Genomic DNA, 15,069 nt, shown 5'->3' with positions numbered 1-15,069 from the left:
GTTTCATGTCGCTGTAAAAGTGGAACTGGAAATTTAGATATCTTTAAACGCCTAATGCCGCTCGATTTGCGGCAGCTCGAAGCTCCAGTCCACATCGGTATACTTCTTGTCGGTTACGGTGCGGATGAGCGTTAGCTCCTGTGGCATAGCAGTCATGCCTAAAACATCGAGATAAGACTTAGAGTTTACTCCTTCCTTCGGTTCATCAATGGTTATCGTGTTACCGTTCCTAACATTTCCGACAAAGTAAACTTCATATTCCTTACCGGATTCATCCCGTGCGATCCAGCGATCCTCATTAAAGCTGTTAACAACTTCCCCGCTGACTGTCATATGGCCCGAGAGTCCCGGCTCATTCGAGCTTTTTTCAATATCCATTGCATGGATTTTGAGGATATCGCCTTGCGCTTCAAACATTATAGACTGCTCTTTCAGCTTCTCCGGACGGAAAGTAATAGAATCCTCAGATTGCACAGGGATAGAATAACTATCCAACACGAATCGAACTTTCATGCTGTCGTATGGAAGATACGTGAAGGAATAGGTCCAATGCTGTGTCCCAGTCTGTGCATCTTCTGTCATAAAGTGATCCAGGTAGACATTAGGGGGGGAGCCGGTATAGTTTCCTGGGCCGTTAACTTTGGCGAGAATACGTCCGTTCTCATCTTCAAAATGGTAGTTAAGCATGAGTTGCTTGCGGAGACCCTTGGACGAAAGGGCAGCCGCTTCATCTGTAAGCAAGGTGTCGAATTGCAATTGGGCTCCGATAGGAGTACGAACAAGCTGCCGCATGTTAATTTTTAGCCCGGTTGGGGTGGTATAGGATTCATCCAGAGCATTCGTTACGGTCAACTTCTTTGACTTGGTCATATCGGCCATGTAGGCAAAGCTCCAGTTTCCCGAAAGCGGCTCCGTACCATCGTCACCGACATACAGCTTATGAACGTTCCCCTCGATGATTACGGTATCCCCCGGCGGCCGGGAGAATACGTAAGTTAACCACAACTTTTGGGATTTCTCAGTGTTGGGTCCATATTCCAGTGGAAGTTTAGAAAGAAAATATCCTATTTCTTCACCGTCTTCATTTAGAATACGCAATTGCTGACTGTCAAACCTATTTTTTGTCCACTCATCGTCCGTCTGTCCCGATTCATCAGTAACCTGCAGAGACAGCACTAGTCTAGAGGAGTCGGCAATGACTTCTTGCAACGACAGGGTGTAGCCCTTGTCGCTTACTTCCACACTCGGCTGTTGTACTAATCCGAGCGCCTGCGCTTCCCTAAGGCTGTTATCTGCCCATTGACTGACTTGCAGAGGAGGTCTCCAGGACATCTCAGACACTGGCTGCGAAACAGAGGAAGTATGTGGAGTCGTCCCGAGGGCGGACAGTATTGAAATTATAAGCATTGCTGCTGCACCCGTCGCCAGAGCCGCACTGCCCCAGAGAAAGCCGCGCCGCAAACGATGATTGATGTGTTTTCTCTGCCAATTACGCGATCTGCGGGAAGCAGGCAGCATCTCCACATGCCGCAGTTGCTCCATCACTTGCTCCGTAAATTGATCGGAAAGCCCGGTGGATGCATACATTCTGCGTAGTGGAAGTTCATCCTCGACCATGTTATCTAAGCTCGTGTAATGCCGATTTTTCATGAGAAGCCTCCTTTGGCTGCAGCCATAATTTTCTCAGCTTTTGGCGGGCTCGGTAGAGCCGGTTTTTGACTTGATGCATAGACATGCCTGTAACTGCGGATATTTCCTCGTAGCTCAGATCATTGGTATAATGCAGCAGCAGTACGATCCTGTACCTGCCCGGCAATCTGGATAGCAGCTTATGCAGCTCAAGCTCGCTTTCCTTGCGCATGTACATCTCCTCCGGAGTGGGTGTCCCATCGATTTGAGCCTTCGGCAAGTTGCTTGCAACACTGAAGGTTTTCCGCCGTTTAACATCCCTGAAGCGGTTGACCGCAATGGTGTACAGCCAAGCGGCAAAGCTTGATTGGCTGTTGTGACCGCTGAGCTTCCGATAGGCGTTGATAAAAGTCTCTTGGGCTAAATCCTGTGCATCCTGATGGCTCGCGCCCATTCCCAGCAACAGAATGTATAACCCGGACTTGTATTTATCCACCAGCGCCGCAAATGCTTCACGATCCCCTTGCAGCACCCTGCCGATAATGAGTTCATCGTTAACCTTATCCGTCATTAAGTGCCTCCAAACTTATTTATTTTACTTATAAGACGAGGCGGAGGCTAATCGCTTCTAACTTTTCCGCAAAAAATTATAAAAATGGCTCAACACCAAAGTTAGTGATTGATCTAATCCATTAATCGTCCCGTATTTCATATCGGTGGTTTTTGTTTTTTTGAAAGTTTTTTTGATTGTGATGTGACCGTTCAGGTACTTGCCCAGTCTAATTCATGTAAAACAAAATCAACACAGGGAGTAACGGAGGGAGGAGGTGGAGTTACACCATGAGTATGGAGCAAGAGGTGGAGCTGGCCAAGCAGGGGGACCGCGAAGCATTTATCCGTCTGATGCGGCAGATCGAACAAGGACTGTACAACACCGCGCGAGCAATGGTCAAAAAAGACGAGGACATAGCAGACGCGCTGCAGGAAACGATTCTGAAAGCCTATAAGTCACTGGATACGCTCCGGGAACCCGGTTTTTTTAAAACCTGGGTTTACCGGATTTTGATTAATGAATGCAGCACCATTCTAAAAAGGCGTTCGCGTAGCGTTACCATGGAAACACTTCCGGAAACGCAGGACGCTTCCGATAACATGGCTTCGGTCGAACTGAGGATGGCCGTGGACAAACTCGAAGATCAGCAGCGGATCGTTATTATCCTGTACTACTTCCAGGATATGCCGCTTAAACAGGTGGCGGATACGCTGCAAATTTCGGAAAGCGCGGTAAAAACGAGACTGTACCGGGCAAGAAAAACACTGATGGAAGAAATTCATCCGGCAGAAGAAGGGAAGATGAACCATGAATCAATTTGATCTGGATAAACAGTTGAAAGCAGAAAAGGATAACGAGGCGCCAATGTCCGATTTCGTTCGCGGCCGTTTGGAAGAGACTTATGCCTCAATTTCCGGAGGGAAGATGAATGCCTGGACGCGTCCCGAACGCTCAGGGAAACGGCGTTTTCTTGGAACCGGCGCCGTGGCAGCCGTCCTTGGTATAACCTTGTTCGCCTCGGGCTTCGCTTCGCCCGCTATGGCTGATTCCATTCGGCAAATACCGCTGATCGGCAGCCTTTTCAGCTCTATAGAGCGTGATCTTGGACTGCAAAACGCGGCCAACGAAGGCTTGACTTCACAGGTTGACAGCAACGTGTCCTATAAAGATGTGAAGCTGGAAGTTACAGAAACCGTGTTCGACGGAACCCGCGCTGTATACGCGCTGACTGTGGCGGCGCCGAATCTGAAAGACGGAATGTACGATACGGACAAAGGTCCCGTAAAGCTTAGCAGTGCGATTGACGCTATTACCTTTAAGGGGAATGGCGGAGAGTTTGACTCTTTAGGCGGAGGAGGCCAGTACTGGGGAGCGGGAAAAGACCATCCGAATACGATTATTGTCGAGCAAACCCTTAACCCTTCGCCCGAAAGAATTAAACATACGGCCCCGGACGCTTTTGACGCGGAAGTAGAAGTGAAGCTGGCCGGTATCGATCATACTTTTACGCTCAATGTTCCTTTTACGAAGAAGACTGACGATGTCATCAGCCTCAAACCGAATGCGGTCAAAACTGCGGGCGACCTGATCTTTACCGCAAATGCGGTCGATGTTACTCCGATCACCACAAGGCTGGAATACTCTCTGGAAAAAGTGTCGAAAACGCCGATCTCTGAGCAGGATGAGCATGATCTGATTTATACGAATGTGGCGGTTTACGACGATCAGGGCCATCTGCTGGACCGTCTGGGCGGCCAAGGCGTTATTCAAGGCAACAAGTTCACAATGACCGTGCATTATGCTTCCGCAAGGAGCGGGACTAAATATTTGATCCTGAAACCATTCAAGAACAATGACGGAGACTTCCCGAAGGAAATTAAGAACAGCCAGTTTGTGGACGGCCTGGACATCCGGATTGACCTTACGAATTAATTAAGAAGGTGAATTTGAAGTGGATATTCGCTTTACGATTGAAGCTTTTCCCGCGTTGTTTATTCTTTTGCTCGTCCTGCTGGCGGTACTGGTAGTTATCCTACAGTCGATGATTCAAACCAAGTCTTCGCCTAAGCGTTTTTTATTCGGGGCGGTTATGTGCTTGTACCTGACCAGCGTGGCATATTTCGCCTTTTTTCCCATTGACGTCAACATTGGAATATACGCGTCGCAGAACGCTTGGTATAAGTCCATCAACTGGATTCCGGTTTTGACGGCTGATGTACCAACGTTTTTGTTGAACGTAATCATGATGCTGCCGTTCGGTTTTTTATGGCCTCTAGTTTCGGGGAAAACGAATAGCTGGAAGAAAGCCGGCACAGCGGCTCTTATTCTGAGTGCAATCATTGAGCTGGTACAGTTTAGTGTCACCCAGACGCTTGGCAGCACCCGAAACACCGATATTAATGATTTGATTGCCAACACGCTTGGCGGGATTATTGGATATGCAGTACTCTCTAGGACTTTAAAAGCAAGTGGATTCCGGAGTTTGCTGCAAGACGGTCAAGCTTCCTCTCGTAGCTGCTAGTTGATTCATGATGACTCTTTTATTGGATTGGCATTTCTGAAAAATCAAAAAGAAGCCTGCAAATCACTTGAACTTGATTTGCAGGCTTCTTTTTCGTTCCTGTCCGTTTACGCCAACTTTTTCGATTTGACATGGAACGCATTTCATAATTTACACTCATAACCAAGAACAGAAGGCGAGGGGAGAATCTTATGCTTGGATTAATTGGGCTTTGTTTAATATTGATGATGCTTTGCTTAATTATATATATGGCGGCTTACTTTTGTTTAAAAGCATCCGGACAACGGATGGAAGTGAGACCCATTAAATCCTTTGATGATTATTTTGGTTGAAAAGGTGAGCGCATGACAAATATTAAAGATTTGGCAAAGATGGCCGGAGTATCTGTCACAACGGTCTCCCGTGTATTAAATAATCACCCATATGTCAGCGAAGAAAAAAAGAATGCTGTTCTGGAGGCGGTTAAGGCTAGTAATTATCATAAGAATATAAATGCTGTTCATTTAAGTACGGGGAAAACGTCGTTAATGGGTGTGGTTCTCCCATTCTCGGACCATCCCTATTTCGGTTTGTTGTTAAAAGGAATAGCAAATCAAGCATTGGAATACAACTATAAGTTAGTCTTATTTCAAACGGATTATATGGAGAGCAGGGAACTGGAAGCTCTACAAATGTTAATGCAAAAACAGATTGATTCGTTAATCATTTGTTCGAGAACCTGTGATTTGTCAACGATTAAAGAGCATTTGCCATTTGCATATCGGGACTTTGTTAAGAAATATAATTTACCATACAAGCCTGACTATATTATGGATGAATGCTACTATTTTGAGGACGGAGAAAAGGTCATTAAGCAAATACAAGAAATGGATGCGCCGCCATCGGCATTGTTGGTCACTAGTGATCAAGTCGCGGCTGGAATTGTTACCTGTTGTAAGAACCGGCATATTTCTATACCTGACGAACTTGCAATAATTGGTTTCGATAATCAGCCAATAGCCAAGATGATGAATATTACGACAGTAGAAATCCCTCTTGAGAATATGGGAAAAAACCTTTTCCTTCAAGCCGTAAATGGTGATTTATCAAATGAGGAATTACCCGCTAAACTCATTGAAAGAGGAACGGTTTGATCAATGGTGCAGCCGACCGGGATCTGAAGTTGTATCCTTGAGCTGAACCGGAATGAACGTATTCGCTGCAGTCATATGTGAATTTGTGAACAATCAAAGGGCTGGAGGCAGAAATGTATGAACCGAACGTTAGCAGGACTGAAGAAGCCGGAAAGAGTGGAAACGTTAAAAAAGAAAATGCTGGATGAGAAAAGGTATGTTTCAATTGAACAGGCCCGGATCATCACCGATACGTATGAACGGCATCCGGAACGGTCCGCCATTGTAACACGTGCCTTATCACTCAAAAACGCGCTTCTCCATCTCTCAATCGATACGCATAATGAAGAGCTGATTGTAGGAAACCGGAGTAAGGGAGTGAGGCAGGGCATTATTTTTCCGGAGAGCGGGACTTCCTGGATCGACAGAGAATTTGAAAGCCTTCCTACACGTCCGCAGGATAAGTTTCAAGTCCGCCAGGAGGATATTGAGGTGTTCAGACAGGACATTAGACCGTACTGGAAATCCCGCTCGCTGGAGGATGTTATCCGGGAACGATACGGCGGCGAAATTGATGAAATCGCTCTGGTAGTGAAGATTAATCAAAAAGATCATGCCCAAGGGCATATCTGCCCGAATACCGAGAAATGGCTGAAACTCGGGCCGGAAGGCATTAAGCAGGAAGCATCCGCAAGGCTGGCCGTATGCGAGGGAGAAAGCAGGGAGTTCTACGAAAGCGTCATTCTGGTGATGGAAGGCGCGCAAGAATTCATGCTTCGCTATCATCGTCTAATTCTGGAGAAGCTGGAGTCAGAGAGCGATCCTGCTATCCGTGAGGATATGAGAGTGACCGCCGGCAACTGCCGCAATCTGTCCCGGCGTCCCGCCGAGAGCTTTCATGAAGCCGTTCAGTCGCTTTGGTTCCTCTTCGCCATCCTGCATTTGGAATCGAACGCCTCTTCCTTCTCACCAGGCCGGATGGACCAGTATCTGTACCCCTACTTCAAGAAAGACTTGGATAACGGGACGATTGACGAACAAAGAGCACTTGAAATCATTGAATGCCTCTGGCTGAAATTCAATCAGATTGTCTATTTGAGAAATTCCCACAGCGCCAAATTCTTCGCGGGGTTTCCGATCGGGTTCAACATTGCGGTTGGCGGCCAGACTCCGGATGGCAAAGACGCAACAAACGAGTTATCTTTCCTCTTTCTGAAAGCACAGGAGCATCTGCTGCTCCCGCAGCCCAATCTCTCGGTGAGACTTCACAAGAACACACCGGAGGAACTGCTTAAGGAGAGCATCCGGGTTATATCTCTGGGAAGCGGAATGCCGCAATTTTTTAACGATGAATCGATTATTCCCGCCATGACTCGCCTTGGCATTAGCCGGGAGGACGCCAGCAACTATGCGATCGTCGGTTGCGTAGAGCTTACAACACCGGGCAATAATTTAGGCTGGAGCGATGCCGCGATGTTCAATCTTAATAAGGTGCTTGAGCTTACGCTTAACAACGGCAGATGCCTCATTACGGGCAAGACACTGGCTCCCGACCTTGGCAATATCGAAACCTATGAATCGTTCGAACAGCTTGAGGCTGCATTCGCGAAGCAAATCCAATATTTTATCGGCAAAATGATTGCGGCTTGTGAAGCAGTGGAGAAAGCTCATATCGATACTCTTCCTTCACCGTTCCTTTCTTCGGTCATTGACAACTGCGTGGAGCTGGGCAAGGATGTTACCGCAGGCGGAGCCAAATACAACTTCTCGGGAATTCAAATGATTCAAATCGCGAACCTGGCGGACAGCTTGGCGGCTATTAAGAAGTTTGTGTTTGACGAGAAGCGGATTAGTTCCGGAGAACTGCTCGAGGCGCTTCGCGCCAACTTTGAGGGTCATGAAGTTACTCGGGCCATGCTGCTGAATAGATCTCCCAAATACGGCAACGACATCGTCTGGGTTGATGAGCTCGGAGCCAAGTGGGCCAGAACCTTCAATCAATACCTGTCGCAATACCGGAATTACCGGGGAGGACTCTATCATACGGGGATGTATACCGTTTCGGCGCATATACCTATGGGGGAAAATGTCGGCGCTTCGCCGGACGGAAGATATTCGCGGGAACCGTTGGCGGACGGCGGAATGTCCCCGGTATACGGCAGGGATCTGAACGGACCGACCGCTGTGCTGAATTCTGTATCAAGACTCGACAACCACTTGACGAGCAACGGCGGTCTGCTGAACATGAAGTTTCTGCCAGAATTTTTCAAAACAGAGAGCGGGATCAACAAGTTCTCCCAGTTCCTACGGACCTTTGTCGATCTTGAAATTCCTCATATCCAGTTCAACGTGTTAAAAAAAGAGGATCTGATCGCGGCGAAAGCGTCCCCCGAGGATTACCGCGGACTTACGGTTAGAGTGGCGGGATATACCGCCTATTTCACGGAACTTGCGGATGAGCTGCAAAATGAAATTATCGCAAGAACCAGCTACGGGGAGATTTAAGCGAAAGCTTCACAGCGAGCAGGGGAGACGACAGCACAGGAGGAGACAGCTATGGAACATGCAGCGGACATGAAATCCGGCAAAATTTTTGATATCCGAAGATTTTCCACCCATGACGGCCACGGCATCCGTACCAACATATTTCTAAAAGGCTGTCCTCTTGCCTGCCGCTGGTGCCAGAATCCGGAGGGGATTGCATTTCAGACCCATTTGGTCTACTTCCGCAATAAATGCATCCGGTGCGGCTTATGCGCCCGGAATGGACAGTACGGCGCTTCCGCCTTCGAGAACCGAACACGGATCAAGCTTGAGCGGGACCAGATCGAAGAATGTGAGGCATGCATCGACGTGTGTCCTGCCGGAGCGCTGTCCTTGGACTGCCAGGTTATGGCGGTGAACGAGGTGGTTACAGAAGTAATGAAGGATCGCCGCTTTTTCAAATATAGCGGTGGAGTGACCCTTTCCGGCGGGGAACCACTGTTTCAGCACGAATTTGCTTTACAGTTGTTAACAGCCTTAAAGCAAGCAGGCCTCCATACAGCGATCGAGAGCAGCTTGCAGACGTCCCCGGCCATACTGGAACAGGCGGCTGAAATGCTGGATTTGATCTATGCGGATTTCAAAATTTTTGATACGGAACTGCATAAGAAGCATACAGGACTGTCCAATGCCCGAATTAAAGAAAATCTGAAATGGCTGCTCACAGGTAATACCCAAGCTGAAGTAATTGTCCGTACTCCCCTGATTCCTGAATATACGGCTTTTGACGATAATATCCGCAGCATTTCTTCTTTTATATCTGCCATCCGGCCTGACGTTAAATACGAGCTGTTGAATTATAATCCCTTGGCACAGGCCAAATACAACCATGTCGAACAGAAATTCTGCTTTGACAGAAATCCCCGAATGTACAGCGATCAAGAAATGACTCACTTCCACACCATCGCTTTGGATGCAGGCATTACAAATTTGATTAAATAAACGAATCCGCAAAGGAGAGAGAACAATGCTTATATTGCTTGATACCGCAAATTTTGAAGCGATTACCCGGATGTATGATCTGTTCCCATATGACGGCGTTACCACCAATCCAACGATATTGAAAAATGAAAAAAATGATCCGATGAAGCAACTGCTTCGGATTTGGGAGTTTTTGCCTGCCGGTTCGGCGCTGCATGCGCAGGTGATTTCCGTGACCGCCGAAGAGATGGTGGAGGAGGCGCATTATATGGTCAAGCGGCTGGGGGAGGGATTATATGTAAAAGTTCCGGTCTCCGCTCAAGGACTTAAGGCAATCAGCATTCTATCCAAAGAGGGTATACACGTGACGGCAACCGCGATTTATACTCCGATGCAGGCTTTTATGGCGGCAAAAGCGGGGGCCAAATTCACAGCTCCTTATGTTAACCGAATTGACAACATGGGTGCGGACGGCGTGAAAGCAGCGATGGATATTCATGATATGCTCCGGATGCATAAACTTGATAGCGACGTTCTGGCGGCAAGCTTCAAAAATTCGCAGCAAATTCTGGAACTATGCCGGCATGGCATTGGTTCGGTGACTGCCGCTCCAGACGTGTTGGAGGCTTTAATCAGGCATCCAGCCACGGATCATGCGATTACCGCATTTAACAATGATTTTGCCGAGGCCTTCGGAAAAAACAAAACGATGCTGGAGCTTTATGAAATCTAGACCGGGGTTGATTACGGGGCATGATTGATCAACGACGGACTGCAAGCCGCCGGAGCCGACCTTTCCAAGGGCTTGTCAGCCATTGACAACACCGCTTCCAAGCTGTGGAGCGATCCGTCCAAACCCGCCCACACGCAGACCATCGGCTGGAAGCTGGCAGAAATATTTGAATAGAGAAAATAAGGTCATAAAATAGTGAAATCCGCGCTCAGCGCGGATTTTTTTAAAAAATATAAGAATATGCAAGTTTTACGGTTTTAAATGGCCTAATACGAGAGACGGAAGCTTCGGTTAACTCATAGATCGTTTCGTTTCCACATAAAGCACCTGGATGAATTTTTTCGTATTGATCCGCACCTGGGATTGGGAAGGCTCTGCCTCATTTTGCAGTTCCAGCATCCGTTTACGGATTTCGGTGAAATCGAAAAATTTCGAAGCGTAATTCTCAAATTTCGGATGCGAGTAATCGGTTAAGCCGAGAGAGGCCACATGGGTCAGGGTCTGAAAAATAGCCCGGCGCACCCTCTGCTCCGAGGCTTTGATTTCCTTACCCAGCTCAGTGGAGGCTGCCAGGTGTTCAAGTCTTTTTGCGGCGATGCTTCTAAAAATATCTTTAAGCGAAGGGAACGCAAAGGAAGCCTCACCCGTTTCCAAATCCAGCTGATACAGAACCTCCAGCATCTCCAATACGTCTTTGCTTCCCGCTTCCCCGATCATTCCCAGTTCAGAAAGCATAAAATGGCCGGACGTCACGATCTTGTTCTCGGCATCCGCTGTTCGCTGGTTCTTCGGAGAGCTTATGATCTGCAAGCCTTGAATCGTTCTCTGGATATCGCTCATCGACTTTTGCAGCCGCAAATGGTCCATTACTTTACGTATGACCTCCAGAATCTCCAGACGATTAATCGGTTTGGTGATATAGTACTGCACCCCCAGCGAGTAAGCCTCGCCAATCATATCCTTCGATTCAATTTGGGAGATCATAATAATTTTGCCGCTGAAGTCTTGACCTATCGCCCGAATCGTCTGGATTCCGTCCCGAATCGGCATCAATAAATCAATCATCAGAATATCGACTTTCTTCAGTTCAAGCAGATCATGACTTAGACCCGAGCCGTCTTCCAGTTCACCGACAACTTCACCGAGACCGAAGTCTTCAATGATGTCAGCCAACATGGAACGAACTCCCTCATCGTCATCTACGATAAAAAAACGCATGCTGTCATCCTTTCTGGGTTAATGGATCGATCGGAAGCAGCAGAGTAAATACCGTTTCTCCGGTTTCCGGGTCATCCTGCAATTCTATATCCCCCTGAAGCTCCTTTACGACCTCCCGGATATAATACAATCCCATTCCTGTAGAGGGTTTTCCCGAAATATCATACTTTGACGTGTATCCCGGTGTAAAGACCAGCTTCTTCTTCCGGTCCGGGATGCCCGGTCCGTTATCGCGGACCTGAATCTCAATCCTGCCTTGTGTACGGCTGACCGAAATGGCAATCGTCCCTTCCTTGGGAATGGCTTCTACCGCATTGGCCGCCAGATTGTTCATTAAAGATAATAAGGTGTACACATGCAGGGGAGGAAACGGATCGTTCACTTCGATGCCAAATTGAATCGTTTTGCCTAAAGATGCCGCGTATTTGTCGTTCGTCCGGACAATGAGCCGCATGATATCCGGAAGATCCATATAGTCAGACGGTCCTTCGTCGGCGATCAACTTGGAAAGTCCGGCGTGGATTCGCTGGTTGTCTTTTTTGATCTCATGTACCTGCCCTGAAATACTCAACGCTTTCCGCGCCAATGGGTCCAGCTCGTCCAGGGAACGAACTTGCTGCAATTGACGGTACAATTCATAGCCATCTCTCGTAATATCTTCGGCGAATTGCAGCGTCTTTCTGAGCTGGACAGACTCTTCATATAAATTCGATACGAGCAGAAGAACACGTTCCTTTTCTTTCCGCTCATGCTCTTCGGCCAAGACGGACTGGCGTAATTGCATGATATTAAAGAAACCAAGAACAAAAAAACTGCGAATGACCGCGATGACCAGCAGCTTGCCTACCACCTCCAAATTCAACTGACCCATGGAGTCCGCATGCCGAACGGAGAACTCAACCAGATTGGCAATGATTTCGATGAAGATGCTTAGAACCCCTACCCGCACCGGCCGGTAAGGAACCTGATTTAACCGAAGGAGCTGGAACAATGCGGCGTAAGCCAGATAATAAAAGAACGCCGGAAAATGCTTCAGATACAGCGCTCCGATGGAAACATCCGCCTGAACCAAGGAGTCCAATCCGATGCGGAAGGCAACGACGAGAATGCCGGCAAGGAATCCGGATAAGGCAGGGGGGATTCTTTGAATCCATAACAGGAAAAAGAAAAATATGGGAATCCCTAAGCTTACGCGAAATTCATCATGAAAAGGAAAGAATTTTAACTCGCCGGCTAGGGGAACCGCAATAAGCATAAGGACGAACGCAGCGATATTGGTTTTCAATACGAAACACTTCCAAATCTCAAAAAATGATATTTATAGGATGGTTCATATTGTAGCATCAAATGGACCGCTTTTATGCAATTTCAGAACATGTCAGTTTAAATTACATGATTTTATTTTTTTGTTGTCCATTTTTGTAGATTTAAGTAGATGCCCGTTTACGATGTGAATATTAATGTGACCTATAATAACATCTTGACGATTTAAGGAGTGATTCAATGAAAAGAATAGGACTGGCCTGGCAAATACTGATTGGACTTGCATTAGGGATTACGGCAGGCGCATTGTTTTACGGGAATCCATCTATTGAAAAGTTTCTAATGCCTATTGGCGATATTTTTATCCGGCTGATCAAAATGATCGTCGTTCCCATCGTCGTGTCTTCGCTCATTGTCGGCGTAGCGGGAACAGGGAGCGTTAAGCAGCTCGGTAAATTGGGCGGCAAAACGATCCTCTATTTTGAAATTGTGACGACCGCCGCGATTATCGTCGGACTGGTCACAGCCAATCTGCTGCATCCGGGATCGGGGGTGGATATGTCTCATCTGGCCAAAACCGATGTTCATAAATACATGAATTCTGCGGAAGCAGTGAGCAGCCACGGTTTTGCCGATACCTTTGTGAACATCGTGCCAAGCAATATTGTGGATGCCCTGGCGAGAGGAGATATGCTGGCCATCATCTTTTTCTCCGTCATGTTTGGTCTTGGCGTTGCTGCCATCGGTGAGAAAGGCAAGCCGGTGCTCCAGTTTTTCCACGGGGTCATGGAGGCCATGTTCCAGCTCACCAATCAAATTATGAAATTTGCTCCGTTTGGCGTCTTTGCGTTAATCGGCGTAACCGTTTCGAAATTCGGGATCGCTTCTCTTATCCCACTGGGTAAGCTTGTATTCGCTGTCTACTTATCCATGGCGTTCTTCATCATCGTGGTGCTCGGCATCATCGCTAAACTGTGCGGAACAAGCATTTTTGCCATCGTCAAGCTGCTGAAGGATGAGCTTATTCTTGCCTATTCCACTGCAAGCTCCGAGACCGTCATGCCCAAAATCATCGAGAAAATGGAAAAGTTCGGTTGTCCCAAGGCGATTACCTCTTTCGTCGTTCCCACCGGCTATTCATTTAATCTGGACGGATCTACATTGTATCAGGCGCTTGCGGCGCTGTTCATTGCGCAAATGTACGGAATCGATATGTCGCTGACCGCCCAAATTACGTTGATGCTCGTATTAATGGTCACATCCAAAGGGATCGCGGGCGTACCGGGCGTTTCGTTTGTAGTCCTGCTGGCAACGCTCGGTTCTGTCGGAATTCCGCCGGAAGGCCTGGCCTTTATCGCCGGAATCGACCGGATTATGGATATGGCGCGGACCGTCGTTAATGTGCTGGGCAACAGCCTGGCCACCGTGGTCATTTCCAAATGGGAAGGTAAATTTGACGCTGAAAAAGCGAAGAGATATTTGAAGTCCAAAGAGACCGCCCAAGACGCCGCCTAAACTGAAGGAGGTAAAGGAGAACCGTGATAAGTCTACAAATGGTTGCGGTGAAATGGAGAGGATGGATATAGAGAACGGAATGCTTCGGTTAAAATGGAGGGTGCCCACGTTAAAAATCGGGCTGCGGACACTCAAAACGGCGGTTGGCGTCAGCCTGTCCGTCATGGTGTCCCAGCTGCTGCAACTGCAGTATTTTTCTTCGTCCGGTATCCTTACGCTTTTGTGCATTCAGAAATCGCGCCGTAAATCCATACAAGCAGCGGTAAGCCGTTTTTTCGCTTGTATTATCGGCATGTTTTTCGCGAGCGGCATCTTTTTCATCTTTGGATACTTTCCCTATTCTTTTCTGATTCTGATGCTGCTCTTTATCCCGTTATGTGTCCGGCTTCGGATTCAGGAGGGGATCGCCAGCAGCTCGGTCATCGTGATGCACGTCTATATGCACAAGGAGGCGTCGCTTGCGTTTTTTGCCAATGAGTTTCTCGTGATTATGGTAGGCCTTGGCACAGCGCTGATCATCAACGCATATATGCCGAACATCGAGCGGCAGCTTAATCGCTGCAAAGAAGAGGTCGAGGTGCTGTTTCAGGCTCAATTGCAGGAAATCGCCGCTTATTTGAAGGATGGGAACAGGCCTTGTGATGTCAAAGCAATGCAGCGGCTTTCGGATATGTTCAAGAGGGCCAAGTCGTTGGTGCTGCTCTATAACGAAAACCATATTCTAGGCAAGGATGAAATGTATTCTCCCTATTTTGAGAAGAGAGAACAGCAATACGACGCGCTCGCCCGGATGATGCCTTACGTATCCCGGATTACCGTTCAGATGGAGCAGCGGGAGAGGATTGGCGAATTCCTGCTCACTCTGAGCAATAGTCTCCGCCATTCCGGATGGAGTCCGGGCCTGCATGAAGATTTATGTAAAATAAGACGGTATCACAAGCTTCTTCCCATGCCGCAGTCCCGCAAGGAATTTGAAGACCGTGCAAGCTTGTTCGTCGTGGCCAATGAATTGGAGCTTCTCCTAAAAGCCATTTAGTACATCGTTAGAGGCATGTTTGTG

The 15,069-nt window shown here is 47.7% G+C and carries 14 protein-coding genes; 10 read left to right on the top strand and 4 right to left on the bottom strand.

Annotated features, from left to right (window positions below; all coding sequences use genetic code 11):
• Window positions 1-51: 51 nt before the first annotated feature.
• Together PDUR_RS13905 and PDUR_RS13900 are read right to left on the bottom strand one after the other, a co-directional pair.
• Window positions 52-1,650 (bottom strand): DUF4179 domain-containing protein, encoded by a 1,599-nt coding sequence (locus PDUR_RS13905; RefSeq protein ID WP_042206793.1) that lies wholly within the window; start codon window positions 1,648-1,650, stop codon window positions 52-54.
• Entirely contained in the window at window positions 1,619-2,200 is a 582-nt protein-coding gene (locus tag PDUR_RS13900) for an RNA polymerase sigma factor (RefSeq protein WP_042206792.1), read from the bottom strand. Before PDUR_RS13900 ends, PDUR_RS13905 begins: the two co-directional genes overlap by 32 nt.
• Window positions 2,201-2,469: 269 nt before the next feature.
• Here PDUR_RS13900 and PDUR_RS13895 point away from each other — a divergent pair, with 269 nt between their 5' ends.
• The 8 genes from PDUR_RS13895 to PDUR_RS28780 all read left to right on the top strand — a co-directional run bounded on the left by PDUR_RS13895 (window position 2,470) and on the right by PDUR_RS28780 (window position 10,187).
• On the top strand, window positions 2,470-3,003 hold the full coding sequence (locus PDUR_RS13895; protein ID WP_042206791.1) for an RNA polymerase sigma factor: 534 nt from the start codon (window positions 2,470-2,472) through the stop codon (window positions 3,001-3,003).
• Window positions 2,990-4,114, top strand: a complete 1,125-nt coding sequence (locus tag PDUR_RS13890; RefSeq protein ID WP_042206790.1) for a DUF4179 domain-containing protein — start codon at window positions 2,990-2,992, stop codon at window positions 4,112-4,114. Before PDUR_RS13895 ends, PDUR_RS13890 begins: the two co-directional genes overlap by 14 nt.
• Before the next feature lie 19 nt (window positions 4,115-4,133).
• Window positions 4,134-4,703, top strand: a complete 570-nt coding sequence (locus PDUR_RS13885; protein WP_042206789.1) for a VanZ family protein — start codon at window positions 4,134-4,136, stop codon at window positions 4,701-4,703.
• A gap of 344 nt (window positions 4,704-5,047) precedes the next feature.
• Window positions 5,048-5,836: a LacI family DNA-binding transcriptional regulator gene (locus PDUR_RS13880; protein WP_042206788.1), complete on the top strand. Its 789-nt coding sequence runs from the start codon at window positions 5,048-5,050 to the stop codon at window positions 5,834-5,836.
• 117 nt (window positions 5,837-5,953) lie between these two features.
• On the top strand, window positions 5,954-8,320 hold the full coding sequence (locus PDUR_RS13875) for a glycyl radical protein (RefSeq protein ID WP_042206787.1): 2,367 nt from the start codon (window positions 5,954-5,956) through the stop codon (window positions 8,318-8,320).
• A gap of 51 nt (window positions 8,321-8,371) precedes the next feature.
• Window positions 8,372-9,301, top strand: coding sequence for a glycyl-radical enzyme activating protein (locus tag PDUR_RS13870; RefSeq protein ID WP_042206786.1), 930 nt, complete (start codon window positions 8,372-8,374; stop codon window positions 9,299-9,301).
• A gap of 25 nt (window positions 9,302-9,326) precedes the next feature.
• Complete coding sequence (locus PDUR_RS13865) at window positions 9,327-10,013, top strand: transaldolase family protein (RefSeq protein WP_042206785.1); 687 nt, start codon at window positions 9,327-9,329, stop codon at window positions 10,011-10,013.
• A 24-nt stretch (window positions 10,014-10,037) separates the two neighbouring features.
• Window positions 10,038-10,187 (top strand): hypothetical protein, encoded by a 150-nt coding sequence (locus tag PDUR_RS28780; protein WP_156130459.1) that lies wholly within the window; start codon window positions 10,038-10,040, stop codon window positions 10,185-10,187.
• A 117-nt stretch (window positions 10,188-10,304) separates the two neighbouring features.
• On the opposite strand, the gene PDUR_RS13860 is transcribed toward PDUR_RS28780, so the two are convergent.
• Window positions 10,305-11,231 (bottom strand): response regulator, encoded by a 927-nt coding sequence (locus PDUR_RS13860; RefSeq protein ID WP_042206784.1) that lies wholly within the window; start codon window positions 11,229-11,231, stop codon window positions 10,305-10,307.
• Between the two features lie 4 nt (window positions 11,232-11,235).
• A complete protein-coding gene (locus tag PDUR_RS13855) occupies window positions 11,236-12,516 on the bottom strand; it encodes a sensor histidine kinase (RefSeq protein WP_042206783.1) in 1,281 nt (426 codons plus the stop codon).
• A 218-nt stretch (window positions 12,517-12,734) separates the two neighbouring features.
• Between PDUR_RS13855 and PDUR_RS13850 the strand changes: the two genes are divergently transcribed.
• Both PDUR_RS13850 and PDUR_RS13845 read left to right on the top strand, forming a co-directional pair.
• Window positions 12,735-14,009: a cation:dicarboxylate symporter family transporter gene (locus PDUR_RS13850; RefSeq protein ID WP_042206782.1), complete on the top strand. Its 1,275-nt coding sequence runs from the start codon at window positions 12,735-12,737 to the stop codon at window positions 14,007-14,009.
• A 61-nt stretch (window positions 14,010-14,070) separates the two neighbouring features.
• The gene (locus PDUR_RS13845) at window positions 14,071-15,045 is read left to right on the top strand and encodes an aromatic acid exporter family protein (protein WP_169744912.1); all 975 of its coding nucleotides are present in this window, start codon (window positions 14,071-14,073) and stop codon (window positions 15,043-15,045) included.
• The last annotated feature ends 24 nt before the right edge of the window (window positions 15,046-15,069 follow it).

It is taken from the genome of Paenibacillus durus, assembly GCF_000756615.1.
Taxonomy (GTDB): Bacteria; Bacillota; Bacilli; order Paenibacillales; family Paenibacillaceae; genus Paenibacillus_AQ; species Paenibacillus_AQ durus.
Note: the sequence above shows the minus strand (reverse complement) of the source record. Positions and strands in the feature narration are given on the sequence as shown.